This window comes from Streptomyces sp. NPDC026377, from assembly GCF_055567715.1.
Genome location: NZ_JBVHPV010000034.1, coordinates 1 through 23,280 on the forward strand (window position 1 = coordinate 1; position 23,280 = coordinate 23,280).

31 protein-coding genes and 1 pseudogene are annotated in these 23,280 nt (G+C 68.1%); 15 read left to right on the plus strand and 17 right to left on the minus strand.

Features of this window, described 5'->3' with window-relative positions; genetic code table 11:
* Positions 1-746 precede the first annotated feature (746 nt).
* From ACZ4MU_RS34560 to ACZ4MU_RS34590, 7 genes and pseudogenes are all read right to left on the minus strand, one after another.
* A pseudogene (locus ACZ4MU_RS34560) lies at positions 747-1,130 on the minus strand (SDR family oxidoreductase); the annotation flags it as partial.
* Positions 1,115-1,357 carry a hypothetical protein gene (locus tag ACZ4MU_RS34565; protein WP_467883500.1) on the minus strand — a complete coding sequence of 81 codons (243 nt, stop codon included), beginning with the start codon at positions 1,355-1,357 and terminating at the stop codon, positions 1,115-1,117. The pseudogene ACZ4MU_RS34560 and the gene ACZ4MU_RS34565, both read right to left, overlap by 16 nt.
* Positions 1,358-1,386: 29 nt before the next feature.
* Positions 1,387-2,262, minus strand: coding sequence for an SAM-dependent methyltransferase (locus ACZ4MU_RS34570; RefSeq protein WP_467883501.1), 876 nt, complete (start codon positions 2,260-2,262; stop codon positions 1,387-1,389).
* Positions 2,256-2,879, minus strand: a complete 624-nt coding sequence (locus tag ACZ4MU_RS34575; RefSeq protein ID WP_467883502.1) for a GntR family transcriptional regulator — start codon at positions 2,877-2,879, stop codon at positions 2,256-2,258. Before ACZ4MU_RS34575 ends, ACZ4MU_RS34570 begins: the two co-directional genes overlap by 7 nt.
* Positions 2,880-3,073: 194 nt before the next feature.
* Positions 3,074-3,280: a hypothetical protein gene (locus tag ACZ4MU_RS34580; protein WP_467883503.1), complete on the minus strand. Its 207-nt coding sequence runs from the start codon at positions 3,278-3,280 to the stop codon at positions 3,074-3,076.
* 12 nt (positions 3,281-3,292) lie between these two features.
* Positions 3,293-4,021, minus strand: coding sequence for a hypothetical protein (locus tag ACZ4MU_RS34585; protein ID WP_467883504.1), 729 nt, complete (start codon positions 4,019-4,021; stop codon positions 3,293-3,295).
* A gap of 59 nt (positions 4,022-4,080) precedes the next feature.
* On the minus strand, positions 4,081-4,836 hold the full coding sequence (locus ACZ4MU_RS34590; protein ID WP_467883505.1) for a Scr1 family TA system antitoxin-like transcriptional regulator: 756 nt from the start codon (positions 4,834-4,836) through the stop codon (positions 4,081-4,083).
* Positions 4,837-5,483: 647 nt separating this feature from the next.
* Here ACZ4MU_RS34590 and ACZ4MU_RS34595 point away from each other — a divergent pair.
* Positions 5,484-5,852, plus strand: coding sequence for a hypothetical protein (locus ACZ4MU_RS34595; protein WP_467883506.1), 369 nt, complete (start codon positions 5,484-5,486; stop codon positions 5,850-5,852).
* Between the two features lie 75 nt (positions 5,853-5,927).
* On the opposite strand, the gene ACZ4MU_RS34600 is transcribed toward ACZ4MU_RS34595, so the two are convergent.
* From ACZ4MU_RS34600 to ACZ4MU_RS34610, 3 genes are all read right to left on the minus strand, one after another.
* Positions 5,928-6,242 carry a hypothetical protein gene (locus ACZ4MU_RS34600; RefSeq protein WP_467883507.1) on the minus strand — a complete coding sequence of 105 codons (315 nt, stop codon included), beginning with the start codon at positions 6,240-6,242 and terminating at the stop codon, positions 5,928-5,930.
* An 82-nt stretch (positions 6,243-6,324) separates the two neighbouring features.
* The gene (locus ACZ4MU_RS34605) at positions 6,325-7,131 is read right to left on the minus strand and encodes an SCO4651 family lipoprotein (protein WP_467883508.1); all 807 of its coding nucleotides are present in this window, start codon (positions 7,129-7,131) and stop codon (positions 6,325-6,327) included.
* Positions 7,132-7,284: 153 nt separating this feature from the next.
* Complete coding sequence (locus ACZ4MU_RS34610; RefSeq protein WP_467883509.1) at positions 7,285-7,950, minus strand: DUF4328 domain-containing protein; 666 nt, start codon at positions 7,948-7,950, stop codon at positions 7,285-7,287.
* 226 nt (positions 7,951-8,176) lie between these two features.
* On the opposite strand from ACZ4MU_RS34610, the gene ACZ4MU_RS34615 reads away from it, so the two are divergent.
* From ACZ4MU_RS34615 to ACZ4MU_RS34635, 5 genes are all read left to right on the plus strand, one after another.
* Positions 8,177-8,821 carry a hypothetical protein gene (locus ACZ4MU_RS34615; RefSeq protein WP_467883510.1) on the plus strand — a complete coding sequence of 215 codons (645 nt, stop codon included), beginning with the start codon at positions 8,177-8,179 and terminating at the stop codon, positions 8,819-8,821.
* Positions 8,822-9,028: 207 nt separating this feature from the next.
* Positions 9,029-9,568, plus strand: a complete 540-nt coding sequence (locus tag ACZ4MU_RS34620) for a hypothetical protein (RefSeq protein WP_467883511.1) — start codon at positions 9,029-9,031, stop codon at positions 9,566-9,568.
* Positions 9,569-9,835: 267 nt separating this feature from the next.
* Positions 9,836-10,507 carry a hypothetical protein gene (locus ACZ4MU_RS34625; RefSeq protein WP_467883512.1) on the plus strand — a complete coding sequence of 224 codons (672 nt, stop codon included), beginning with the start codon at positions 9,836-9,838 and terminating at the stop codon, positions 10,505-10,507.
* Positions 10,504-11,160 carry a Fic family protein gene (locus ACZ4MU_RS34630; protein ID WP_467883513.1) on the plus strand — a complete coding sequence of 219 codons (657 nt, stop codon included), beginning with the start codon at positions 10,504-10,506 and terminating at the stop codon, positions 11,158-11,160. Before ACZ4MU_RS34625 ends, ACZ4MU_RS34630 begins: the two co-directional genes overlap by 4 nt.
* A 47-nt stretch (positions 11,161-11,207) precedes the next feature.
* Positions 11,208-11,552: a DUF5958 family protein gene (locus ACZ4MU_RS34635; protein WP_467883514.1), complete on the plus strand. Its 345-nt coding sequence runs from the start codon at positions 11,208-11,210 to the stop codon at positions 11,550-11,552.
* A 58-nt stretch (positions 11,553-11,610) separates the two neighbouring features.
* On the opposite strand, the gene ACZ4MU_RS34640 is transcribed toward ACZ4MU_RS34635, so the two are convergent.
* From ACZ4MU_RS34640 to ACZ4MU_RS34650, 3 genes are all read right to left on the minus strand, one after another.
* On the minus strand, positions 11,611-12,420 hold the full coding sequence (locus tag ACZ4MU_RS34640; protein ID WP_467883515.1) for a DUF4253 domain-containing protein: 810 nt from the start codon (positions 12,418-12,420) through the stop codon (positions 11,611-11,613).
* Between the two features lie 32 nt (positions 12,421-12,452).
* A complete protein-coding gene (locus ACZ4MU_RS34645; RefSeq protein ID WP_467883516.1) occupies positions 12,453-12,857 on the minus strand; it encodes a hypothetical protein in 405 nt (134 codons plus the stop codon).
* A 90-nt stretch (positions 12,858-12,947) separates the two neighbouring features.
* The gene (locus ACZ4MU_RS34650; protein WP_467883517.1) at positions 12,948-13,484 is read right to left on the minus strand and encodes a DUF4240 domain-containing protein; all 537 of its coding nucleotides are present in this window, start codon (positions 13,482-13,484) and stop codon (positions 12,948-12,950) included.
* A 77-nt stretch (positions 13,485-13,561) separates the two neighbouring features.
* On the opposite strand from ACZ4MU_RS34650, the gene ACZ4MU_RS34655 reads away from it, so the two are divergent.
* From ACZ4MU_RS34655 to ACZ4MU_RS34665, 3 genes are all read left to right on the plus strand, one after another.
* Positions 13,562-14,113, plus strand: coding sequence for a hypothetical protein (locus tag ACZ4MU_RS34655; RefSeq protein WP_467883518.1), 552 nt, complete (start codon positions 13,562-13,564; stop codon positions 14,111-14,113).
* Positions 14,103-14,597, plus strand: a complete 495-nt coding sequence (locus ACZ4MU_RS34660) for an SMI1/KNR4 family protein (RefSeq protein ID WP_375882318.1) — start codon at positions 14,103-14,105, stop codon at positions 14,595-14,597. The genes ACZ4MU_RS34655 and ACZ4MU_RS34660 overlap by 11 nt, the downstream gene beginning before the upstream one ends.
* 106 nt (positions 14,598-14,703) lie before the next feature.
* On the plus strand, positions 14,704-15,192 hold the full coding sequence (locus ACZ4MU_RS34665; protein ID WP_467883519.1) for a DUF4265 domain-containing protein: 489 nt from the start codon (positions 14,704-14,706) through the stop codon (positions 15,190-15,192).
* Positions 15,193-15,380: 188 nt separating this feature from the next.
* On the opposite strand, the gene ACZ4MU_RS34670 is transcribed toward ACZ4MU_RS34665, so the two are convergent.
* A complete protein-coding gene (locus tag ACZ4MU_RS34670) occupies positions 15,381-15,509 on the minus strand; it encodes a hypothetical protein (protein ID WP_467883521.1) in 129 nt (42 codons plus the stop codon).
* A 322-nt stretch (positions 15,510-15,831) separates the two neighbouring features.
* On the opposite strand from ACZ4MU_RS34670, the gene galE reads away from it, so the two are divergent.
* Positions 15,832-16,824 (plus strand): UDP-glucose 4-epimerase GalE, encoded by a 993-nt coding sequence (gene galE, locus ACZ4MU_RS34675; RefSeq protein ID WP_467883523.1) that lies wholly within the window; start codon positions 15,832-15,834, stop codon positions 16,822-16,824.
* A gap of 206 nt (positions 16,825-17,030) precedes the next feature.
* Here galE and ACZ4MU_RS34680 read toward each other — a convergent pair whose 3' ends face one another.
* Positions 17,031-17,951: a methyltransferase domain-containing protein gene (locus tag ACZ4MU_RS34680; RefSeq protein ID WP_467883525.1), complete on the minus strand. Its 921-nt coding sequence runs from the start codon at positions 17,949-17,951 to the stop codon at positions 17,031-17,033.
* Between the two features lie 284 nt (positions 17,952-18,235).
* Between ACZ4MU_RS34680 and ACZ4MU_RS34685 the strand changes: the two genes are divergently transcribed.
* Genes ACZ4MU_RS34685 through ACZ4MU_RS34695 form a run of 3 tightly spaced genes read left to right on the plus strand, consistent with a single transcriptional unit; the run spans position 18,236 to position 19,831 of the window.
* Positions 18,236-18,946: a helix-turn-helix domain-containing protein gene (locus tag ACZ4MU_RS34685; RefSeq protein ID WP_467883527.1), complete on the plus strand. Its 711-nt coding sequence runs from the start codon at positions 18,236-18,238 to the stop codon at positions 18,944-18,946.
* Positions 18,947-18,951: 5 nt separating this feature from the next.
* A complete protein-coding gene (locus ACZ4MU_RS34690) occupies positions 18,952-19,527 on the plus strand; it encodes a hypothetical protein (RefSeq protein WP_467883529.1) in 576 nt (191 codons plus the stop codon).
* Positions 19,528-19,540: 13 nt separating this feature from the next.
* Positions 19,541-19,831 (plus strand): DUF6087 family protein, encoded by a 291-nt coding sequence (locus tag ACZ4MU_RS34695; protein WP_467883531.1) that lies wholly within the window; start codon positions 19,541-19,543, stop codon positions 19,829-19,831.
* Positions 19,832-19,864: 33 nt separating this feature from the next.
* On the opposite strand, the gene ACZ4MU_RS34700 is transcribed toward ACZ4MU_RS34695, so the two are convergent.
* Both ACZ4MU_RS34700 and ACZ4MU_RS34705 read right to left on the minus strand, forming a co-directional pair.
* Positions 19,865-20,554, minus strand: a complete 690-nt coding sequence (locus tag ACZ4MU_RS34700; protein WP_467883533.1) for a hypothetical protein — start codon at positions 20,552-20,554, stop codon at positions 19,865-19,867.
* Positions 20,555-20,769: 215 nt separating this feature from the next.
* The gene (locus tag ACZ4MU_RS34705; protein ID WP_467883535.1) at positions 20,770-21,705 is read right to left on the minus strand and encodes an FG-GAP repeat domain-containing protein; all 936 of its coding nucleotides are present in this window, start codon (positions 21,703-21,705) and stop codon (positions 20,770-20,772) included.
* A gap of 319 nt (positions 21,706-22,024) precedes the next feature.
* Between ACZ4MU_RS34705 and ACZ4MU_RS34710 the strand changes: the two genes are divergently transcribed.
* Complete coding sequence (locus tag ACZ4MU_RS34710) at positions 22,025-22,921, plus strand: SCO4651 family lipoprotein (RefSeq protein ID WP_467883537.1); 897 nt, start codon at positions 22,025-22,027, stop codon at positions 22,919-22,921.
* Positions 22,922-22,962: 41 nt separating this feature from the next.
* A complete protein-coding gene (locus tag ACZ4MU_RS34715; protein WP_467883539.1) occupies positions 22,963-23,277 on the plus strand; it encodes a zinc finger domain-containing protein in 315 nt (104 codons plus the stop codon).
* Positions 23,278-23,280 lie beyond the last annotated feature (3 nt).

The window sequence follows — 23,280 nt, forward strand, 5'->3', positions numbered from 1 at the left end:
GAAGCTGACGTTCACGTGAGCTGGGAGCCAGACCACGAGCCCGGGACATGGACCGCAAACGTCGTCGCTGATGTCCGCCTTCCGAGCGCCTGATCCCGCTGCACCCACCCACGGGGGCGGCCCAGCCTTCATAGGGGTGCCACCTGGGCGTGGCGCCGACGACGAGGCTGCGCTCCAGGCGTTTCACGACTACGGGCCGCTCGTCCCAAAGCTACTGGCCACTCTCGGCGTGGGAGACCGTGGGGAAGCCCACGGCCGCGTCGACGTAGTACTTGCGGATCAATGGGCCGAACCTCTTCGGCTCATTGCCGAAGAGCATGAGTCTGATGTGCGTGACGGCCTCCGCGTGAGTGAGCGCGGGCGTCTTTGTCGGTGATGGCTTTCCTTGTCGTCCACCAAGGGGAGCTGAAGGTCCGGTCAGTGGCAGACGATCCCTGCCATGGGCCCGACGTGACGGAGCACCCCACAAGCGCATGATCCCTCGACTCACCCCTGCTGCGGCCGCGTTCACTCTCACCGCCGTCGCCCTCGGTCTGACTATGCGGTTACCGAAGCCGCCGCGCCTGCCGGGGATGAATGGCCGGCCGCTCAAGCGCGGGCTGGAGTTCCGTTTCGCCAAACCGGGGACGTGGCCCGAACCCGTGGTCATTACCCGCACCGCCACCGCACCTCTGCACTTGTTCTCCAGTGGTGAGTTCCCTCGGGCGGGGCGTTGCCGATGTGTGTTCCCGCCCGGGGGCGGAGGCTCACAGGCCCGAGCCGCCGGTGGCGTCGATCACCTTGCCGGTGACCCAGCGTGCGTCGTCCGAAGCGAGGAAGGCCACGATGTCGGCGACGTCTTCCGGGCGGCCGACGCGCCCCAGTGCGGCCAGGGAGGCGGCGTGGGCTTCGGCTTGCGGGTTGCCGCGTAGCCAGCCCGCGTTGACGTCCGTGTCGATGACCCCCGGCGCGACCGAGTTCGCTGTGATGCCCCGGGCGCCCAGCTCCTTGGCAAGGTTGAGGGTGAAATTGTCCAGGGCGCTCTTGGTGGCGCCGTAAGCGATGGCATCGGGCATGGCCAGGTGGGCCGCGCCGCTGGAGATGTTGATAATCCGGCCGGCGTCGCGCAGTCGCTTCAGTCCCTCCTGCATCCGACCGCAGGGGTCTCCCGGATCCAGGTGAGGATCCCGACGAGTTCGTGATCTTCCAGCATGCCGGTGGACTCGGTGTTCTCGGTGTCGCCTTCGAGGAGGTTCATCACTGCGAGCGTCCGGGCGAGCTGAGGGCCCTTTTTCTGTTCGGCCCATGCCATCCGAGCGGCCAGCAGCGCTGAGACCAAAGAAGTATCGACGTGCGCGAGCGGTTTCATCAGGTACACGGCGGATCCGGATTCTTGAGAGGGGCGGCCTATGGTCTGAGGGCGAGTCCTGCGTAGGCGGCGGAGTGTGCTTTGAGGCTGGCGGTGTGGGGGTGCTCGGGATGCCAGCGCGCGGTGGGGACGAGCCCGGGGAGCATCAGCGGCCAGCCACCGAACAGTGCGCCGACTGCGGCGCGGCTGCGGGGCCGGAAGGTGCAGGCTGCTTCTTCGTCCCACAGGGACGTGAGCTGGGCCTGCGTCTGCGCTGGGCGGGACAGGTCATGGGTGGCGTGGGTGAGGGACAGGATGCTGCCGCGCGGCAGCCACGACCGCAGCACGGCAACGGCGTCCGTGACCTGCCGGTCGTCACCGATCCACGGCAGCACGTCGTGCAGCAGGGCGGCGACCGGCCGGCCAGGATCGAATGCCCTGGCGATCTGCGGGTGGGCGAGGACGTCGGGCATGAGCCGGATGTCGGCCTGGAGCACCGAGGGATTGCCGTGAACTCCAGCCATGCTGCCCTGGGCGCATCCGGCGACGATCGGGTCGCTGTCCACGTGCACGATCCTGGCCCGGGGCAGGACCTCGCGCAGCAACGGCGGATCGTGGCGCTGCAGGCGGCGTGACCAGTCGCCGGCGTATCCGCAGCCCAGGTCGAGGACCTGCTCGATGCCCTGCTCGGCCAGCAAGCGCGCGATCAGCCGGCTGTGGTGGCGGTTGATGACGGCCGACGAGGCGATTGTCGCGTCGACGTCGGTCAGCCGCTGGGCGAAGGCCGCGTCGAGCCGGTATCCGCCCCGGCCGCCGCTGAGCCACTGATAGACGCGGGCCGGGTCCGGCCGGCGAAAGGCATCGTCCGCTATCCCACGGGCCCCCGGCCCTCTCCAGGACACCGCGTAGCAGCCCCGTTCGGTCTCGCTCAGCACGGCGCGCCTCCAGCGCGGCGTACGACGCGGGTCTCCTTTCCCCGGCCCTCAATGAGGTGCTGCTCGCGAAGCCGGCGCAGCGCGTGCATGACGGTGGCACGCGACACGCGGAACTCCCGTGCCAGGGCGGCACTGTCGAGAGCGGCATCGGGGGGAAGGGCGGCGTCCTCGATGCGGGCCTTGAGGGCCTGTTCCACTCCGTCGACCAGCGTCACGCCGGCGCCAGGGGACCAGCGAACCTGCTGCTGACCGGCTGCGGCTACAGGCCAGGCTCCGACTGCCCGGCGAACGTGCAGCAGATGCTCCTCCTTCAGCGCCCTCACCGCGGCGGCCACGATGTTCTGCGGAGCTTGGTAGTGCTCACACAGCTCCCGGCGGATGCGCGCTGTCCCCTGTGGCCAGGCGCCGGTTTTGATGTCTGTGCGCATGCGCGCCGCGAGCACGGTGATGCGGTGCGCGCCGGTGGCGGCCCCCGGCGACTCATGGAAGGGATCAGCACGGTGAACGGCCCGCGCCTTGGCGTCCACGGCGATCAGCGCCTTGCCCCGACGGAACGCGGTGATGATCCCCGCCTGCTTGAGCTGGTCTGCGGCGGCGCGTATGGCCTCCAGCGGCACGTCGAGTTCCGCGGCCAGGACCGCCAGCGCAGGTCGCCAGTTCGGGGTAGGTGCCATCGGCGATGCGCGCGCGCAGTTCCTTCAGAGCACGCCCGGTCTGCGGATGCCGGGATGCGGGGGGTGCGATGGCCTGTGCCTGCCCGGCAGGCGCGGTCATCGGAGGTCCCCCGCACGGCGCCTTACTGCCCGGCCCGCTACGGCAGTCGGCCGGGGAAAACGAGACAGAGACCGATCAGGATCAGGCAGCCGATCGGAAGGGCAGCGCACGAGCGCAGGTAGAGCAGCCAGAACGGCGCGGGGGCGGAGGGTTTTGCTTCGGAGCGGGGGGTGCGCAGCGAAGCCAAGACCAGCGAGAAGTAGAGGGGAACGATGCCGTAGAGCAGAAGCGTGCGCAGGATCACGTCGGGGTGGATTCACGGTGAAGGCCTGTCTGGGCGCAGGGGATCGTTCAACGGGGGGGCGGGGGTGCGGGAAGAGCCGATTGTTGAGCACACGGGCGGCGGTCGCGCGGTCGCGCGGTCGCCGGGGCGCGAGTCGGCTTCGTGTCCTGCTGGGGCTCGGTCTCGGTCGATGCCACGCAGACGGCGTACGTGCGCCAGGCAGGCCCCCAGGAGGACGGTCCGGATGGGGCCAGGCGGGCTCACCTGACCCTGTCGGCCGCCCGTCGTTTGGGGCTGGGCGCCGACTCGCTGGCGCACATCCAGCACCTGCAGCTCTTTGAGCCGCCGCACGGCATCGGCCACCAGCCGCTCCGGCGCGTCGTACAGGGTGCACAGTTCAGGGCGCGTGCGGATTTCTCCCTGGGGCCAGGCGCCTGTGAGGACGTCGTCGTGCAGGCGGGCCGCGAGTTCCGTGACCCGCTGGTCCGTCCGCGGCTCGGCCGCCTGCCTGCGTGGCGCCGGTAATGTACCGGTCTCGATCCTGGCGCGTGCGTCAGGGGCAAGGATGACCCGTCCCTGTCTGCAGGAGGCGATGATGCCTGTGCGTTTCAGCTTGCGTACGGCCTGGGCCATGATCGCGGTGGGCACACCGAGTTGGCCGGCGAGATACACGAGCGGGGGCGTGGGGCCTTCGGGCGTGTAGGTGCCGTCCGTGATGCGTGCACACAGCATGTCTGCGGCCCGGTTGGCCGCTGCGAGCATGTCCGGCCCCAGCGGTGGGGCGGCGGCAGACTGAGCCGTCATGGTTTCCGCCCGCCTCGTCACTGGGTCGCCCTCTCCCGCACCGGGCACGCAGCGGCGGCCTCCATGAGCAGCGCGGTACTGGCCGGTACTGATGCGGCCCGACTGCTCAGCTCGTCGAGGGTGTGCTGACGGTGGAGGCCTTCAGGTCCGTTGAGGTAGATGGCGCGGGTGTGGTCTGTCTCGACCCACACGGTGCAGTCGTGCTCGGCCGCCGGCAGGGTCAGGCCCAGCAGGTCAGTGTCCTCTCCGCAGGCAGTGCGGGTGCCGGTGCCGGGGTGAAGAATGCGGATGTCCGCGAGCTGTTCCTCGACGGCCCTGCACATGAACGCCAGCTGGTGCGCCAGAGGGTGGTCGACGCCGAAGCGCCTGGTGAGTACGGAGGCATCCAGGAGGATGTCGACCTGTTTCCAGCGGTGGCGGCCGGTGACGGTCGGTGGACGCCAGCGGCGTGAGTCGGTGAGCCCCAGCAGGGCGGGGGAGTGCAGGTAGTCCAGGTTGTCGGCGTACGCGCTGCTGCGTACTGGGGTGGGCACGGTGTAACTGCTGTATGCCCGTACGCCGGTGGCGGATCGCTGAACGGCGTACTCATACGGAGCCGGGAGCACCCCGTGGGAGTGCCCCCGGCCGCGGTGCGCACTTTGCGCGGTTACAGGCCCATTCCTGTCATGGTGCGTTCCAGGAAGTTTGCGTAGAGGCGCGCACCCTCGATTTTGGGATGGAACGACCGGGCCGACAGGCCGTACGGTGAGGCCCACGGACGCAAGGACTCCCACTTGATCGGCAGCCGGTACGGCGATCCAGGAGAGCCAGTACGTCGACAGCGGCCTTGGCTGGTCGTCCCTCGCGATTCCTACGGCAACAGCCTGCCACTTCGAGGCCCGCTTGTTCGACGCCGGACGTTGAACGCGAGGCTCACGGATTCCAATACGTCGGCAGTGAGGCGAGAAACAGTGCGCCGCCCCCAAGGAGAACGAACTGGAGCACAGTGGTCACCCAGCACCGCAAGAGCAGAGCCAGCAGCGTGGTCGCCGCTCCCGCCCAGAGAGTGAACTCCACCACGTCTGCTTGGTACGACGCAGCAGTCGAGTCCACGGGGCCGGGGTAGCCCATCCAGCTGGCTGTCCAAACGCCGTCTCCGCCCATGAGGCAGAGGCAGATGAGCAGCAGGTCCAGCAATGCCGCGAACGATGCGGCCGCGAAGTCCCGGTCGCGGTGCTCTTCAGTGCGTTTCCACATATGAGGACAGACACCCGGCAGGGGAAGACCGGTTGCGCCCGCCAGGCGCTCCTGTCACCAGCATCTGATGCCGTCCGGAGAGCGGCAAGGCGGCGTTCGCGATCCGGGCCGTGCCGTCTCCCAGCTCCGTTGAGTAGTGTGATGGCTGCCCCACAGCCGGAATGTACATGGAGAGGCCCGCGTCATGCCCACCGCGAGATTCTTCTTCGACGCCGGTTCAGGCTGTGTCCTGTGGACGGTCCCGGAAGACCGGGGGGCGTGGGGCTATGCGGTCGACCTGGATCGACTGCCTATAGGTGAGGACCTCCGACGCGACCTGGCGGCGCTCATCGCGCGCTACGACACGTCGTTGAACTGGAACTACCCTCCGCACCCGGGACCGTGGCGCGAAGCGGAATGCGCCGACTTCAACGAGGCCGTACACGACGCGCTCGGCCGGCTGCGCGCCGAACTCCAAGCGGAATGGACGATTTACAACGAGTTCCACGCGCTTCACGAGGATCCGGACCTCGACCGCTATCTGGCCAACCCCACCGGATTCGTTCGCACCTGACCGGAATGGACCCAGTGGCCACCGGCGCTCCCGTCGTCTTCGGAGTGTTGGCTCAAGGTCCGGTCGGGGGGGGGTCTACTGGCAGTAGTAGGCCTTGCTGCTGACCGCTGGGCTCTGGGAGTTGTGCGCCACGGCGGTGGCTGCTTCGCCTTTGACCTCGATGGTGGTGGTGCCATGGCAGGGGACGCGGGTGAAACTCCCGCTGGAGTCGGCGGAGACGACCTGCTGGCTTTGGTCCTCAGGCGGCTGTTCGTCGACCAGGTAGACCCGGACATAGGTCGGCCACGCGTTGGGGTTGGTGAGGCGGACTTTGGAGAACTGTTCGAACCGGGATACCTCACTGCCCGCGTCGTCCAGCGTCTGCGTGGTGACCGGCTCACGGCCTGCCACCACAGCAACGGGAGCACAGTTTCCCCTCAGCGGGCAAAGGCCTTGACGCCGGGCGTTTCGGCGAGGGCGCGTGCGGTGAATGTCAGCCGGTCAAGCCAGTGGGCAGTTGATCGTGCAGGGGTGCGGTGTCCTCGTCAGCGGACGGCGGGGCAACCCGTAGGGGGGTCCCCAGGTCGGTGAAGGACAGCGTCATTACGGCGTGCGTGACCGTGCGGTCCTTCAGGGTGAAGCGGGCTTGGACAAGGCGCCCGCGGAGATCCACCCAGGCCTGGGCTGTGATGGGCAGGTCGCTGCCGTACGCGTCGCGTAGGAGGTCGGCGTTCTCCCGGCTCTGTGCGGCCATGCGCAGGGTGAGCGTGCGGTGGTCAAGGGTGCCCTGGTAGCGCTTGGTGGGCAGACCGTGAACGGTCTCTGTGCCGTCTGCCCGTACGTCCTTCATCTGCGCGACCTGCTGCAGGGTGTACGCCGGGTCGTTGAGCGGAGGCCGGAACGGCGTGTGGGTTTCGGCGGCGCGGCGGAGGTCCACCCCCCACCGCTTGTCCAGCTCCACCGCCACATCTGTGGGCAGGGTGGGCCGCATGTAGACGCGCTCTTTGAAGAGGATTTCCTCCGCGCCGACGGTGGTTGCGCTATGTGTGACGGTCATGAGGCCGTTGCCGGTGGGCAGATCGATACTGCCCGAGACGTTCACCTGCGGCGGTTTGGCGGGGTCGACGACGGGGGTTGTCAGTGCGGATGTGAAGCGGGCGCTGGTGTGACTGGTCGCGGTGACCGCGTCGCGTACGGCAGTGGCCGCCCCCGCACTGGGCTTCTCGCCATCGCCGGCGCGGGTGCAGGCGGCGCACAGCACCGCCGTTGCAGCAAGGAGGGGGAAGAGGGAGCGGCGCATCAAAACCTCACGTGGGCATGGCATGGGTCATCTGGGGCGCATCTTCAGGGGCGGACGCCGGAGGAGGTGGTTCTGTCCCTGAATCCATAGGCAGCGCAAGGTGTTGGCCCGGCGGTGTGCCGGGCCAACGCCGTGGGATGTGCGGGGCGTGGGTCAGACGGCGGCGAGGGGACCGTAGGTCGCCTTTGTGTGCTGCATCGCCGTCAGCTTCCGCACGAAGACGATGGCGAGGACCGCAGCGGTGAGCAGGAGCCCGTCCGCGAGGATAACGACGTCCGTCGCGTGCTGGAATGCCTGGGGCGGCTTTGCGTGGTTCTGCCACTGGGTGCCGAGCCGGAGCGTCACCAGGGCGCAGACCCACACGGTCCACCAGGTCTTGACGGGTGCGGCGGACACCTCGCGCCACGAGCCGTCCGGTGCGCGCTGGGTGCTGGCCGTCCAGATCTCCCGGGCGATGGTGAATGGGATCCACAGGCTGCCGAGGGGGATGAACCACCCGCTGATGGCCCACCCCTGGCCGCGCGTGCACACGTCCTGCGCGAAGACGTCGGCGTTGCCCCGGACCCGGTGGAACCAGACGATGAACACGATGGCGGTGGCGGCCATGACCAGCAGCTGGAGCATGCCGATGGTGTCGCACAGGTTGTCGGAGCGGCTGATCTCCTGGCTGCTGCGGGCGAGCAGGTCACCGGTCACCTGGTGCCGCACGACTCCCGCGTATACGGCGAGGAGATTGGTCGCGGCCGCCACACCGAGCAGGATGGTGGTGGCCCTGGCCAGAGCGATCGGCGAGCGCAGGACGGTGTTCGGCGGCGGCATGAGGCCACCATGAGGCAGCATGATCGGAAACCCCCCAAGGGCATGAAGATCCCCGCAAACCAGACGGCGGGGTATCGCAGGACCGTACGCCATACGGCATGTCCCGGCCAAACCGCCATGTCCCGGGAAGCGGGGAAAGTTGCCGGGTGGGGAATGGGCGTCTCGGCTCCGGGATGAATCCCGTTGTCGTCGCGGTCGGCGGCGCCCTTTACTGTGCAGATCACCCATGCCGGTCCCGTCCCGCGCCGTGCCGCCCTGCGCGGACACGCGCCGCGACCCCCACCCCGCGACAAGGGAGCTTGCCATTCCTGACGAAACGGTTGTCCCTACGTCCAAGGGCGACGCCATTGCGCCTGCCTGGTGGCTGGAGGATCCGGAGCGCTGGGCCCTCCTTGAGTTCGAAGCAGCTCACGACGCTGACGGCCTGCCACTCGACCGGTACTGGAAGGACCGCAGGGACGTCCTGGATGACCTCATCCTCACCCCGGGCCCGACCGATCACGCCTTCGCCCGCTTCCTGCTGGAGCAGGAGACACGGTTCCACCGCCACTGCTGGGGCTTCAGCCACACCATCGAGACCGCCGCGCTCCTGCTCGCCGAGCACCGCCGGCCCGAGGACATCTGGTGCCTGTGGCGAGCCATCTGCACGAGCTTCGACACCTGGTGCGGCCTGCCCCACCAACTATTGCTGGCCGGAGGAGAAACGGCCCGCACGATCGCCTACGTCGCGGCTTCCGGCCACGAACAGCGAGACCATCTGCTGGAGCATCTTCAAAGATGTTCCCAGGCGACGGACGACGACGTCACCGCACTCATGACCGAACGCCGCCGGTACTACACCGACACCCTCCGCGAACTCACAGACACGTAGCAGCACAGCAGGGGTCGCTGAGCAGCCGTTCTCCAGCACCTCCGTACCGTCACCAGGCGATGCCGCTGCCAGGTGACTGATCGGGCAGTGACAGCGAAGCCCCCGCCGGACACGGGTCCGCCTCGGACATCGAGTATCCGGCTCTTTCGCGTCTGCTTTTCGTCGCTGGGGCCTGCCGTGCGACAGCCGCGGCTACGCTGGCTGGCTATGGCAACCGGTGGGGCGCGGGTGGAGATCGGCGCGGTGCAAGCGGCGTGGGACCAGGTCTGCCTCGTGCGCGCGGGCCGCGATCAGCGTCAGTGGTCTGCGCTGAGCCGGCGCATCGCCCAGGCCACAGCCCTCTACGGTGCGCCGGAGCTGCTGCGCGGGACGCTGTTCCTCATGGACGGCGCACTGCACCGGATCGGCGCCGCCTTCGCCGAGAAGTTCACCAACACGCTCATCGGCAAGCTGCGCCGCTGGGACGGTCTGGTGGAGTCGGCTGACCTGCCGATGGTGGCCCAGGCCGTGCGGGTGTCCTTCGACGACGGCGACCCGGTGGCCTGGCGCGAGGGGGACCGGGCCCGTGCCGGAGAGCGAACCCCGCGCGCTGACTGTGGCGGTCGCGCTCATCGCCGACTTCGTGGACACCGTGGACGGACCGGGCACGTGCGAACACGCTCTGCTGACGGCGCTCGGCGACGCTCTCGACTGACGGTTCCGGCAACGGCGCGCGCAGACCCGGCCGAGAGCACGTGGCGGCCCTGATAGGAGGCGCGCTGGGGTGTCGTCGACCAAGGGAGGGCTAAAGGTCCGGTCAGGAGCAGCCCATCGGCGGGTAAGAATTGCGCACGTCACCGTCGGTTGACCCCCTGTTTCTACTTGCATAGAGGGCTGTTCACGAGTACCGCTGACCAGGTGGGACAGAGGCGGTTGAAGATCGCTTCCCAGCTAGCCGAAGATCGTTTCCCGCCGGTGAGGCGGCCTCTCGATATGGAGTGGAGTCAGGGCGGCTACGCAAGGCAGAGTGGGACGGTGAGTGAACTGTGGGCACGTGCCCTGACGTGGGCAGATGTCGATCCGGCTCGGCATCCCTTCGAGATGGACGCCGATGGGGCGGAGGAATTGGCGGGCCTTGTCGTGCCCTTGCTGCCCAGCGCTGAGGTCGCACGAGAGGATCGCTGGCGTTCGCTGTATCCCGTCACCGAGTTCCTGGCGGGCCGATACGGCCGATGGGCCTGCGGATGGAACTGGTCGGTCGGGGAGGGTGACGTCGACGGAGGCGTCGTCGAGGCGTGGTGCTGTTCATCCGACTCCGTGACGACCCCGGATGCGACTGCCCCGCAGGTTGTTGAGGCCCTTGGGGAATGGCGTGGCTGGCTGGAGGACCTGGCGGAACGGTTCGCGGACCTGGCTCCGCCGGGGAACCCCCCGGTGACGTCGACGGACCACTGGTACTGGGAGCGGGCATGCACCCGCCTGGTCACCGTGGTGGCCGACCGCACCCAGGCCGAGAGCGGCTGGTACCGGCACTGCATGCAAGTCCTCCGATGGTTCCTCGCCTACAACGGCATCGATGAGGGCCAGACCGAGGAGATCGTCCAGAACGCGGTCGGCGGCCGGTTCGGCAGTTGGATCGCACCTGACGTTTCGGTGGTCGACGCAGTGAGTTCGCGGTTCGCCATAGGCGTGGGTGGCATCAGATGACTTCCGGGCCCGGCCAACCGAACGACAGCCTTGCCGACTGGCTGCTCATCCGGCCGGAGATCTCCTGGCCGCCCTGGCGCGGCGCACGCCTCGTCTCGGAAGCGCCGGCCCGCGACTGCTTCCGGAATTTCTTCATGGCAACGCGAGGCGGACGTGACAGCGAGGGAACCGCGCGGGTCCTGACCGCCCTTGAAGTGGCCTTCGCCGACGCTGAGCAGGGCAGGCCGCTGACCTTCGCCCTCATGGCGAAGTGGCAGCGGGCTGTGCTGGGCCACGACCTCGTCGGTTTCCGCACGATGCCGGCCTTCGCGAAGGGCGGACGGGAGCGCTACGGTCTTGCACCCGATACGCAGGCGCTGTTCGAGCGCTGTCTGTCCGATCGCTCTCAACCTGATCTGCCCCTCCCGGCACGCGCTGCCCGGACCTACCTCGACATCCTCTTCTTCCATCCGTTCGAGGACGGCAACGCCCGCGCGGCCATGCTGGCGTTGGCCTTCGTCCTGGCACGCGAAGGCGTGCTCCTCGACCAGGTTCACCCACTGCAGACCACCCGCTGGGCCGACGACGCAGAAGGCGCGGCTGATCTGGCGGTGCTGCTCGGAATCCTGATCACCGCTGCGGTGCGGCGTCTATCCCACAAGAGGCAGTCGTGAAAGAACGCGATGTCCTGCTCAACGAGCTCGCGTAGGGGCTGCGCCCGATGTCAGAGGGCATCGAATGGTTCGACGGCCTCGGCCAGGAAGAGCAGTCCGAGGTGCTGCTGTTCCTGCGCCATCACTGCGTCCAGGCGCGGGCAGTCACCGAGGACGCACCAGAGAGCATCCGCCGTGCCGGGCTGCGCCCGACGCATACACCCGCAGTGCTGATCTCACGAGGCCGGATAGACGAGCAATTGGGAAAGATCGCCGGTCTCGCGCCTCTCGACGAACGCCACAAGGCGTTCCGGCTGCTGATCGCGGTGCTCGCGATCGCCGACGGACGGCGCCGCGAGCGCTTCTGCTCCGGCGGCTGCAGTCACCGGTGGCACAGACTGTCCGTCGCCTGACAACCCAGCACCGCACTCTCAAGGCCACTTCCCAGTCGAACGTCTTCCGGGTAGCGGATCAGTCCCACCAGAAGTCCCAGTGGTGGGCACCGGTGATCCGCTCGGCGTATGCGGCCAGTGTGTACGGCCTGCTGCCCTGCCAAATGTTGTCCGGGCAGAAGGCGAAGTGCTCGGCTGCGACCAGGAGAGCCTCGTGCTCGTCCGCTGGAGGCGAGGCGACGCTGAGGTGCAGCGTGGAGAAGCCGACCGCTACGACACGAGCACCGAACCGGTGCTCCCAACCTCGGACGACTGCGGAGAACTTCGCGGTGTCATTGTCGTAGTTGCAAGGGCCGGACCAGCCCGCGGCCGTCAGCGCCTCGGCACCGGATGCTGCGGCGACAAGCCCCAGGCGCGTCTGGGGGCGGTTGGCGAGGAACGCCTGCGCGAACTCGGCGGCCAGTTGATCGGGGTTCGTTGTCGTCTCCCGCCGGGACGCGAGGCCGGGCCAGGTCTGTCCGAAGGGAGCCGTGACGGCGAGGCGCCTGTCGGCGTCGAGCATGTCGTCTTCGTCGACGGCTGTGTAGGTCTTCCACCACTGTGCGAGGAGGCCGGCAGGGGCGTGGCTTGCCGGAGAGGACATCTGCTCGGGAAAGACCTCCCCGGATCCCCATGGGCGGAATTCGCTGTCACTCGGATCCAACGAATCGAGCAGCAGCGGCCACAGGCCGGAGCGCACGTGTTCGGCGTGCATCCGCATCCACAGATCGGCCGTGGCCGGCCCGTCACTGAGCCGGAGGGGTTGTACATCTCCGTCGCCCTCATCGGACGTGACCATCCGACCGGGCGGAAGCATGCTTTCAAGGCCCAATCGGGTTTCACGATGCATGGGGCGGATGCTGGCGCTGTGACCAGGAAGTATCACTGGGAGGGTCCCACCACTCGATCGCGGAACTGCTGGAAAGCGTGCCAGCCCGACGTCTGCCCCGGAGTGATCAGGTCCCCTTCGGCGCAGTCGAGCGCCTTGCACCGCAGAGCCTCGGCGAGACGGAGGACGGGCGTCAGCACGTCCTCGCCGGAGCCCCGGATGTGGAGCATGACGGAGTCCACCGGGTCTTCTGAGCCGATGTTGAGCTCGATGGACCACGTGGGGTTGGAAATTTCACCCCACCCGGGGTCCGAGAGATCAACATCGGGAACTGCCTGGGTGACAGCCGCGAGTACGTCGCCTCGCCTGCCGAGCGGGGCCGGGGTGTAGTCGGCGGGGATCTCCTGCACCGAGGTGACGTCGTCGGGCAGGCGTAGGAGGATCACGTCCCAGCTCATGGGGGCCTTCCGGATAGGACTTGAGTAGCGGTTACGGCGGGTCAGCTCAGGCTGGTGTCTGTCGGAATCACGGGATGTTGCCGACTGCTGTCAGTACGAATACAGCGCGGTCAAGGTGGGGAGCCTGCGAGCCATCTCTTCACGATCGTCAAAATCGAAGTCCCAGGCAGGGTCCAGACACGGGTACCGGATGGTGAAGGCGTCGGCGGGAAGTTCCTGACCAGTGGCCTTCTCGTGTGCGTTCCAGACGATGCTCAGCATGTCTTCGCAGTCGAGGTCTGTGCCCTCAGCCGCGGCAGTGCGGACGTGGGAGAGTTCGGCAAGTGTGTCGGGGGCTGCAAGGACGCGCTCGAATGTCGTACGTCCTTGTGCGATCAGCCAGCCTCGGAAGTAGTCGAAGCCATCGTCCGAGCAGCCGCCGTTGACGACATAGGCGGCGGCCCACAGCCGGTTCTGGTAGGAGTCGGCCATGAGATCCCACAGGGTCTGCTGTGCCGCGGTGATCTCTTGGACTGAGCAGCGAGCAAGCAAAGCGGAGGCACAGTCGGCGATATCGGAACCTTCCCTGGTGTCAGGTACGCGTTCACGGGCTTTCTCGATCAACATCCAGAACTGCTCCTTGTTCATGGCCGCGAGCATGCCACCACGTACTGACAACGGCTCCCGGACCGGTGCCTGTCAGAGGGCACGGCTACCGTGCTGGCGTGTCGAACTCATATACGACGTTGTGGACCAACGACTTGTGCCGAGAGCTTGAGCGGTCCGGCTATGCCGGTCAGCGGCTGACGATGCTGTTCGGCGGGCCGCACCAGTCGCTGCCGAGCTTCCAGCGCGCGGGGGTGCAGCCTGGCGACCGCATCTACCCCGTGCGAGCCCACCGCACCCGCCTCCATGTGCTGGGGATGTTGGAGGTAGCTCACATCGTTCCCTACGAGAACGTCGGCTCGGTGCTTCCCGATGATGACTACGTGAAGTTGCTGGACTGGCGCCCGCTCAAGGCTGGATGTGTCACTGAAGTGCTTGTCGGACCGCCAGGTGCCCCGCTCACGTTCGACACGGTCGTCCCCGGGGACTTTCTGGAGCGGCTGAGGCTCACATCTCGTCGTGGCGAGCGCCTGCTCAAGTACGTCGAGGACGGGCGGCTGATCCGCTCGGTGAGCCTCCAGGGCATCTACCGCCTCGCCGCCGACTCCGCTGAAGAGCTTGATCATTTGGTTCGCTGCGACGATCCGAGTGGAGGAGCCGATGAAGTTTGATGAAATCAAGGCGTCCTTCTGGAGCGGACACACCTACGGTGTTCAGCCCGCCTTGACCCAGGCGACCGTCGCCGATGCGGAGCAAGTCCTCGGGCTGCGACTCCCCGAATCGCTGCTCGACCTTTTGCGTGTGCAAAACGGCGGCGGCGTGACGGCCGACCGAGAGGCCTTTCCGACCATTCAGCCAACTTCGTGGAGCGAGGACCACATCCCGTTCACCGAGTTGATGGGGATCGGCACTGGCGGGCACGGCTTGTCGCTGTTGGACACGCCGTACCTGGTGGAGGAGTGGGGACTGCCGTCTCCAGTCGTGCTGCTGTCTGGTGACGGTCACTACTGGATCGGTCTCGACTACCGGTCCTGCGGCGCGTTGGGGGAGCCGTCGGTGACCTGGTTCGACACCGACTCCGGCGCAGACCTGCCGCTCGCGGCCGACTTCCGGGCATTCGTGGAGGGTCTTCAGCCTCTCAGCAGGTTCGAGTGAGCGGCCGTGGAGACGGTCGAACGTCCGGTCTTCGCATTCTGCGGCGGGAACGAAAGGCGCTGGTGGGGTTGGCCAGCTCTGCTGCGACAGTGTGGATGATGGTGCGGTGACGAGCATCAGCGGAGACCACGTGAAGGTTCATTTCCGCATGGATGTGGATGAGGAGGGCTGGCCGCCGGCAAGCGTCGAGAGTTTGTGGGCAGTTGATCTCGGCGACGGCTCGGTGCGGTCGGACAACACGCCCTGGTTCGTACGCGGGGTCGCCAGCGGGGACATCATCCGCGTGGAATCCGACGAGGAAGGTGTTCGCTGGGCCGGGGAGACGGTCCGGGCCTCGGAGCACTGTACGATCAGGTTGATCGTGCTGAAGGACGGTGGTTCAGCTGCCGCCCGTCAGACCGTGCTGAAGGCTTTTCATCGCCTCGGCACCACCGGGGAGGGGATCGAGCAATTCAGGATGGTGGCTCTCGATGTCCCGCCCGATGCGGATCTGCCACGGATTCGGAAGCTCTTGGAGCACGGCGAGGGTGAGGGATGGTGGCACTGGGAGGAAGGGTGCGTCACCGCCGCTTGGCGATCCACGGCCACCGCCTGACCGTCGCGTTGGCAGTGATCGTCTCCCTCGGATGCCATGCGCTCAACTTCGATTGCTGTCCGCCCATTCTTCGCTGTTCCACATGACGGGCATGGCACCCAGTACGGACCGGAGCTGCGGAAGTTCCCAACAACACTCCACGTAGCTTCTGCACGAGCCGACAGTTTGGCACCCGACAAGAAACTTGCCTAATGAACGGCCAGGACATGCCACGCGTCGGGGGCGAACGAGGACGTGGGGGAGCGCCGCTGGAGAAGTACCTGCCCGGACTGCTCGAACACAAGTTGTACGCCGATGATGTGGGGCTGGAACGACATGGAAGCTCCTCCGGTGGCATCAGTACGGACAGGTGCTCGGAAAACCGGGGTGAAGGGTCATGCGTAACGGTGACGGACGGACGAAGGAGCGACCGTATGTTCTATGCGGGCTGTCGGGCCGGTGATGCCGGGCCGTAGCGCCGTGATCCTCAGTTCGATTCACTCTCGCGATAGGCGGTACCCGAACCGGTGATTGCCCCTGCCGGCCGTGCGGCCCGCGGTGGCCCGAGCCGGGGGTGGGCCTTGCCTGCTTGGTTTCTCGGCTAGCCTGCTGCCGGTCGCTTACTGGGGCTGGAACGAGGCCGGGAGAGAAATCATCGTGGTGAAAGTCCTTATTGCCGGTGGGGCCGGTTACATCGGCAGCACCGTCGCCTCGGCGTGCCTGGACGCGGGCATCACCCCCGTGATCCTGGACAACCTTGTGCGGGGCCGCCGTGAGTTCACCGAGGGCCGCACGTTCTACGAGGGCGACATCGCGGACGGTGCACTGGTCGACCGGATCTTCTCGGAGCACCCCGCTATCTCCGCTGTGGTGCACTGCGCGGCGCTGATCGTGGTGCCCGAGTCCGTCGCGGACCCGATCGGCTACTACGAGGCCAACGTCAGCAAGAGTCTGGCCTTCGTCAGCCACCTGCACCGCAACGGATGCGACCGCATCATCTTCAGCAGCTCGGCCTCCATCTACCAGGCTGAAGACGGCTCTCCCGTCAACGAGGACTCGCCGCTGGCGCCGCAGAGCCCGTATGCGCGGACCAAGGCCGTGTGCGAGGAGATGTTCGCGGACATCGCCGCGGCGGGGCCGCGCGTGCTGTCGCTGCGGTACTTCAACCCGGTCGGGGCCGACCCCGAGCTGCGTACGGGTCTCCAGCTGAAGCGGCCCAGCCACGCCCTGGGCATGCTCATCCGGGCACACCAGGAAGGCCGCCCGTTCCCGATCACGGGAACGAACTACCCGACGCGCGACGGTACGGGGATCCGGGACTACGTGCACGTCTGGGACCTCGCCGCCGCCCACATCGCGGCGATCGAGCGCTTCGATGCCATCCTCGTGGGGGCGAAGCGCTCGATCGCGATCAACTTGGGCACCGGCTCCGGCACCACAGTGCGGGAGCTTTGCGCGGCGTTCAACAACGTCGTCAGCAGGCCTCTGAACACCATCGATATTGATCCGCGTCCCGGGGATGTTGCTGGCGGCTACACCAAGAGCGACCGGGCGTCCGAGTTGCTGGGGTGGACGCCGAAGCTGTCCCTGGAGGACGGCATCCGCTCGGCCCTGGACTGGATCCCGGTGCGCGACGCGCTGCTGAAGGACTGAGCTTCCCGCCTCCACGCTTCACTGCACCCCTGAAAACGCCGCGGTCCGCCCCATGGGAGGTGGGGCGGACCGCCTCGTTGTTCGCGTTACCACCATCGCGCACACCACTGACACTGACCACCCCGACATCGCGACCAGCCCCGTTCGGGTGCAGGGGCTGGGTGAAGGCCTGGTGCGTACGACAGTGCGGGGCCTGCTGATTCTGCTCAGCGAGACGTCGGGAGTACCTGAACTTCCTGCCGCCCTTTCCGAACCGTGACGCGATAGTCGACGTCCTTGTACGCCGGCCAGGGGCCGTTCATCGTTGGCCAGCCCAGTTCGTCGAATGGTCGCTCGGCGCGCTGGCTCCGTACCTTCATGAATGCGACACCGGTCACGAGCCGGCCCTCGCCGCCGCCCAGCCCGTCCGCGACTAGCCGCAACAGTGCATCGTGGCCGAACGGCCCGAACAGTGGGGTGACCACGATGGCGCCGGGCGCGGCCTGGTCGAGCCATGCCGAGGGAACCTCACGGACCGCTGCCGTCGAGATGATCCGCGTATACGGAGCGCGAGCTGGATAGCCCAGCTCGCCGTCGCCGGCCACCACCGTCGGCCGCAGGCCCAGCCCCGCGAGCGACTGGCGCGCGCGGCTGGCCAGTTCTTCGTCGATCTCCACCGTCACGACGTTCTCCGCCGGGACCTGCTGGGCCAGGAGAGCGGTGCTGTATCCGGATCCGGTGCCGATCTCCAGCACCACGTCACCGGGACCGGGGTCGAGGTAATGCAGCATGTCCACGACGACGGCGGAGCAGGACACCGCACTGGTGAAGGGACCAGCGGTCGGCCCGTCCTGCGGGCGTACGGCGCCGTCGGCCACCTGCGTGATCAGCGACGTGCCGGGCCGGTAGACCCCCTTGAGCCAGGCCCGAGGTCGGTGATGGCGGTCAATTACGTGACACAGCCCGTCGTCGCGAGGGTTCGGCCACCAGATCTGGTCGGGCACGAAATGCTCCCGGGGCACCGCCAGGAAGGCATCACGCAGCCACCCCCGCCCGTTGAAGTGCCCCTCGCGCCGAGCGTCGATCTCTGCGGCGCACTGGGTTCTCAGCTCGGCGGCCAGGACCGAGAAGGCCTCGGTGTCAGTCATCGTCCGGTTCCGGGTCCGGCTCCGGGTCAGGCATCCGGTTCCCCGGGTCTCCGGGGCTGGAGTAGTCCCCTCCGACCTCTCCATCGCTCTCTCCGCGGCTGCCTCCCATGACGCCTCCCTGCTGTCTTCGATCGCGCGCACCTCAAGCGCGCCATTCCCAGTGTGACCAGCAACTGGGCCCATGGGCGAGCAACTTGCAACATCTGCACGCGTCGTGTTCAACGCCGCTGACTGCGTCTACCGTGGACGGGCACCTCCGGCCCGCAGGCCCGTGGGAGGCCTTGATGAGCACCGACGCGTTATGGAGCAGTGCCGCGGTGCGGACGCTCGTCGACCAGCGCAATCCCGGCGGCCTCATCCGGGTGGGCAGGACGGCCAGGGGGTGGAGGCAGCAGGAGCTAGGGGTGCGCCTGGGCTGCTCGGCGTCAACCGTCTCACGTCTGGAGCAGCGTAGCGCGCGCGCTGACCTGGCGCTCGTGCGGGCAGCGGCGCGCGAAGTCGGCATCCCCATGGGGGTGCTGGCGGCGTCCCTGGGCCTGAGCACCCAGACAGCCACTACAGTGGCCGGGTCAGGCTTCCGCGCCGAGGAGGACCACGACCCGATGCGCCGCCGCTCACTGCTTGCCGCCGCCGGCTTCACCGCCCCCGCCACGCTCCTCACCTCCCCGGACGCGGCCCTCGCCAGCACCCCGGACGCGACGGGCTCCACCACCCCGCTGGACATCCGGCTCACCGCGGCGCGCGGCGACTTCGACGCCGGCCGCCACGCCGTGCTGCTCAAGGCTCTCCCGGGCCTGCTCGCCGACGCGCACGCGGCCGCGCGCAGCCGCCAGGAGATGGCCCTCGCCCGCCTGTCGACGACCTACACCCTCACCGCCCAGGTCCTCACCAAAATCGGGCACCACGAGCGGGCCCGCCTCAGCGCGGACCGAGCCGCACCTACGCCGAATGGTCCGCCTCCCCCCTGGTCGCCGCGGCCGCCGCCCGGGAACTGAGCATCGTGCTGCGCCACCTGAACCAGCCCCAGGCCGCCGAGCGCCACATCCAAAGCGCCCTCACCCAAGTGGAATCGACGGGCCTGCGCACCGGCGCGCAGGCCTCCGCGTACGCACAGATGCTGTGCACCACCGCCTACAGTGCCGCCCGCCGCGGCGATCGTGGCCAGGCCCTCACGATGATCGCGGAAGCCTCGCGGGCGGCACGCGGCCTGCCCGAGCAGGCTCCCACAGGCCGGCTCTTCCCCATCACCCCGGCCGCCGCCGACCTGTACGCCGTCGGGGTCCACTGGGCTCTGGGCGACGGCGGAAGAGCCCTGGAAGCAGGAAAGAACCTGAAAGCCGGCCAGTTCCCCACCGTTGAGCGCAAGAGCCGCATGCACACCGACCTCGCCCGCGCCCACTGGCTGCTCAGGCAGCCCGAGCAGACGGCAGACCAGCTTCTGGCGGCACTGCGGTACTCGCCCGCCGAAGTACGCGACCGGCCCGCAATCCGCAGCATCGTCACCGAGCTGCGCCAGCGCCACCCCCGCGTGACGGGCGTGCGCGAACTCGCGGCCGCCATCGCAATCCCTGCCTGAAGACCCGCGAGCGATGGGCAAGCACTCCCGCCCCGGACCTTCGGACCAGCCATCACGTGGCGTCCCTCGCATCGACCCGGACGATCCGCTCGCGGCGTACCACCGCCGACGGCGCCCACCCCTGGACATCTGGCGCAAGCACCGCCCCCTGCACGGGGGCGGCAGCCACGTGAAGCTCGACGCCCCCAGGGCCCTGCTCGCGTGGACCGGCTTCGGATACGAGGTCGTCGGCACCGCCGACGACCTCGCCGCGGCGCAGAAGTGGGTGAATGACGGCCCGAACAGGGCTGGCGCCGACCTGTAGATCAGCAGACGTGAAGGGGGCGTCGCATCCCGTCTACTGGGAGTAGTAGGCCTTGATGCTGACCGCCGGTCCCTGGGAGTTGCGTGCTACGGCGAAGGCGGCTTCGCCTGTCACCTCGATGCTGGCTGTGCCGTGGGAGGGGACGCGGGTGAGGCCCCCGATGGGAGTGGCGGCGACGACCTGCTGGCTCTGGTCCTTGGGCGGCTGGTCGTAGACAAGGTATGAGGTCCGGACGTAGACCGGCCACGCGTTGGGGTTGGTCAGGCGGACCTTGGAGAACCGGTTGAACCGGGAGACCTCGCGGCCCGCGTCGTCCAGGGCCTGCGTGGTGACCTGTTCACGGCCTGCCACCACCTGGGGGTCTGTCGCCACGACCTTGTCCACCTTCACCTGGACGTCGGCCACATCATGCTCCCCGGGCCCGGAGAACCGCAGAATGTCGTAGCTGCCTTCGCCGAAGGGGACCACCAGAGTCCCATGGTCACTGCCGAAGACGGTGCTCACCTTGACCTGCGGCATCGGCTGCTGGTCTCGGTCCAGCGCGGTGAACGACAAGTGGGTGACCACCGACCGCCGATAGGTGTTGTGGATCGCCAGCGTCTGGTTGATCGTCTCCTTCTCACTGGTAATCCCGGTGTAGGTGAACGACAAGTCGAGTTCGCTCGGCCCGTAATCGGGTCCGGCCTCGGCCCGCAGCGCGCACCCGGAGGTCAGCACACCCATAACCAACACCGCCCCGCCGGCGATCACCGCTCTGCGTCTGAACCCCGCTCTGCCACGCATGTCCCGCCCCTTGGTTTTGATCTGCTGGGTGCAACCTGAGCACAGCATCCCCGCAGGGGGCAACGGCCTTCGGCGGTCATTGCCCCCTGCAGGGATGCGGCGGATGACCGGGGGCGGCACACGTGATTGTGCCGCCCCCAATCATGGGATAGCTGTCAGAGGATGTTGTAGGCGCTGAAGCCGTAGCCGATCTTGACGCGCTTGTTGAAGGGGTCCCCAGCGTTGCCGTTGCCGGAGTAGCGGTACAGGTCGCCGCCCGGGGTGCGGGCGACGAGGTCGCTGCGGCCGTCCTGGTCGAGGTCACCGATGGACAGGATGCGGTCGTAGGCGTTCCAGCCGCCGCCGATCTTGGTGCGTGCCTCGAAGGGGGCCTTGTAGTTGCCGGTGCCCTTGTACAGCCACAGCGTGCCCGCGCGGTCGCGGGCGACGATGTCGGTCTTGCCGTCGCCGGTCAGGTCGCCCTGGCCCGCGATCTCGGTGTACTGGCCCCAGCCCCCGCCGACCTTGTACCGCGAGGTCAGGGTGCCGTCACCGTAGTTGAGGTAGACCCACATCACCCCGGAGCGGTCGACGCCGAGGATGTCGGCCGGAGCGGCGCCGCCGAGGTTGCCGGGGGAGAGGAACTTGCTGTAGATCTGCCAGCCGCGGCCGATCTGCTTCACATCAGAATCGTCTTCGTTGATTGCCCAGGAGTAGGACAGCAGCCCGCTCGTGTCGAGGAACCACGACGCATCCGGTGCGCCGTCCTTGTCCCGGTCGAGGGGCGCGGTCGCGCGGAAACCGCGGAAGTCAGCCCCCGTGTTGAAGCGGTCCGCGAAGCCGCCCTTGCCGTTGGGGAAGTACAGGTTCAGTTCCCCGGACTTCTTGTTGACGGCCGACAGGTAGAACACCGGCGTCTCGACCTGGCCCGCGGCCGCCGCCCGCGGAGCCGTAAGTGCGCCCTTGGGCGCCTGGCCGTGGTGGCCGGCGGCCTCCACGGCGCGCTGCTGCGCGGTGTCGGACGGGTTGCCGGCCGCGAACGCGGTCCCGGCGGTGGCGGTCATCGCCACAGCGACGGCGGTGGCAGCGAGCGTACGCTGGATGATCTTCATGAACGAGCCCCCCGGCTGGTCAGGAGAGGGCGCATTGGTCTGAACCGCGCCCTTGGAAAGACGCACCATACACAGGTGCTTCACTGGTTCTTCATGGCGGGCCCCGCCAGGTTCGCTCGGGCGAAGGAAGAGCGGCGTGGCCGCGTGGGCGGCCATGTTCCGTGCCGCTGCCGCAACACTTCGAGGTGCTGGCACGTCTCCGGGTGCGGGGAGTGCTGAGGGAAATCCACGGGCCTGTTGTCGGTGGGTGGACTTAGAGTCCACTTCCTGACGTGAAGTGATCAGTGTCAGACGGATGCGGTTTTCAGGGGTGGGTTTCATGAGCAAGCGGTACGTGGCGGTCGGGATGACGGCCGCGATCGTTCTGGCAGGGCTGACGGGGTGCACGGCGCACCAGGCCAAGGACTCCGCGAAGGCGGCCGCCGACGTGGCCGACACCGCGCGTGGCGTGGTGATGGCGGCGCTTGCGCGTACCACCGACACGACGGAGCGGGCCAAGTCCGCGGTCATCACGGCGAAGATCACGGGGGCGGGCCAGCCGGCGCCGATGACGGCGACCGGTACGTACACCTGGGGCTCCCAACCCGCGTTCGACACGCAGATCAACACCAGCAGCGCGGGCGTCAGCGACCTGCGGGCCGCGCCCACCACCAGGATGCTGTTCGTGGGCGGCGCGTACTACTACCAGATCGATCCGCAGGACAGCCGCCCGTTCACGGGCAAGCACTGGATGCGCGTCGATGCGAGCGCCGTCCTTGGCGAGCAGGGTGAGGCGGCCATCAGCCACGGCAGTGGCGACCCGACCGCCGGCCTGAAGGCACTCAAGTACGCCCGCGACGCGCAGGACCTGGGACCGGCGACGGTCCACGGCAAGGCCACCCGCCACTACGTGGTCCACGTCAGCCCCGGCCAGTGGGGAACTGCCGGGGACGCGCTGACCGGGCGGGGCAAGGGCAGCCAGATGGAGGAGTACACCGGCAAGGTGCGGGAGATCACCCTGGCGCTGTGGGTCGACCCCCGCACCAACCTGCCTGTACGGATGGAAGAGACGATCGGCGCCGCGCGGGTCGAAATCGACTTCAAGGGGTTCGGGGGCGCCAAGAGCATCACCGCGCCCCCCGCCGCCGACACCGCGGACGTCACCGAGCAAGTCAAGGGCCACTCGGGCAGCGAGCCGACAGACAGCGACGCCACTGCCGAGGAGAGCGGCGTCTGAGACAGCAGGTGCCGGCCCGGCCGACGACAGGAGAGCGAGCGATGCGGCCCACCGCCAGCACCATCACCGACCCGTGCCTCGACGCCCTCTACGAGACCCTGCGGCTCTACCGGCACGGGCCGTGCAGCGTGCCGTGCCCCGACTGCCAGGCACGGCCGGGCGAGCTGTGCCGCGCCCGACGGAGCGTGCACCGAGCACGCCGCATCAACCACAAGGTCCCCCTCGGTGCTGGCGTCGCCGCCCTCCTGGACACGATGGGCCCCGTCTGTCCGGCGGACTCCGGACAGACAGGCGCTGGGCCGGCCGCCGCGCGCAGGCGCGCGGGGTCGGCACACGCGCGTCTGCGCCAGCGGTAGCCA

Coding starts and splice junctions, on each gene's coding strand:
- ACZ4MU_RS34695 (WP_467883531.1), top strand. CDS start 19,541: ATGGGCAAGCACTCCCGCCCCGGACCTTCGGACCAGCCATCACGTGGC.
- ACZ4MU_RS34685 (WP_467883527.1), top strand. CDS start 18,236: ATGAGCACCGACGCGTTATGGAGCAGTGCCGCGGTGCGGACGCTCGTC.
- ACZ4MU_RS34605 (WP_467883508.1), bottom strand. CDS start 7,131: ATGCGCCGCTCCCTCTTCCCCCTCCTTGCTGCAACGGCGGTGCTGTGC.
- ACZ4MU_RS34635 (WP_467883514.1), top strand. CDS start 11,208: ATGTCAGAGGGCATCGAATGGTTCGACGGCCTCGGCCAGGAAGAGCAG.
- ACZ4MU_RS34630 (WP_467883513.1), top strand. CDS start 10,504: ATGACTTCCGGGCCCGGCCAACCGAACGACAGCCTTGCCGACTGGCTG.
- ACZ4MU_RS34700 (WP_467883533.1), bottom strand. CDS start 20,554: ATGGGTGTGCTGACCTCCGGGTGCGCGCTGCGGGCCGAGGCCGGACCC.
- ACZ4MU_RS34645 (WP_467883516.1), bottom strand. CDS start 12,857: ATGAGCTGGGACGTGATCCTCCTACGCCTGCCCGACGACGTCACCTCG.
- ACZ4MU_RS34670 (WP_467883521.1), bottom strand. CDS start 15,509: ATGTCGTTCCAGCCCCACATCATCGGCGTACAACTTGTGTTCGAGCAG.
- ACZ4MU_RS34610 (WP_467883509.1), bottom strand. CDS start 7,950: ATGCCGCCGCCGAACACCGTCCTGCGCTCGCCGATCGCTCTGGCCAGG.
- ACZ4MU_RS34710 (WP_467883537.1), top strand. CDS start 22,025: ATGAGCAAGCGGTACGTGGCGGTCGGGATGACGGCCGCGATCGTTCTG.
- ACZ4MU_RS34585 (WP_467883504.1), bottom strand. CDS start 4,021: ATGCTCGCAGCGGCCAACCGGGCCGCAGACATGCTGTGTGCACGCATC.
- ACZ4MU_RS34680 (WP_467883525.1), bottom strand. CDS start 17,951: ATGACTGACACCGAGGCCTTCTCGGTCCTGGCCGCCGAGCTGAGAACC.
- ACZ4MU_RS34595 (WP_467883506.1), top strand. CDS start 5,484: ATGCCCACCGCGAGATTCTTCTTCGACGCCGGTTCAGGCTGTGTCCTG.
- ACZ4MU_RS34705 (WP_467883535.1), bottom strand. CDS start 21,705: ATGAAGATCATCCAGCGTACGCTCGCTGCCACCGCCGTCGCTGTGGCG.
- ACZ4MU_RS34640 (WP_467883515.1), bottom strand. CDS start 12,420: ATGCATCGTGAAACCCGATTGGGCCTTGAAAGCATGCTTCCGCCCGGT.
- ACZ4MU_RS34660 (WP_375882318.1), top strand. CDS start 14,103: ATGAAGTTTGATGAAATCAAGGCGTCCTTCTGGAGCGGACACACCTAC.
- ACZ4MU_RS34715 (WP_467883539.1), top strand. CDS start 22,963: ATGCGGCCCACCGCCAGCACCATCACCGACCCGTGCCTCGACGCCCTC.
- ACZ4MU_RS34620 (WP_467883511.1), top strand. CDS start 9,029: ATGGCAACCGGTGGGGCGCGGGTGGAGATCGGCGCGGTGCAAGCGGCG.
- ACZ4MU_RS34650 (WP_467883517.1), bottom strand. CDS start 13,484: ATGAACAAGGAGCAGTTCTGGATGTTGATCGAGAAAGCCCGTGAACGC.
- ACZ4MU_RS34615 (WP_467883510.1), top strand. CDS start 8,177: ATGCCGGTCCCGTCCCGCGCCGTGCCGCCCTGCGCGGACACGCGCCGC.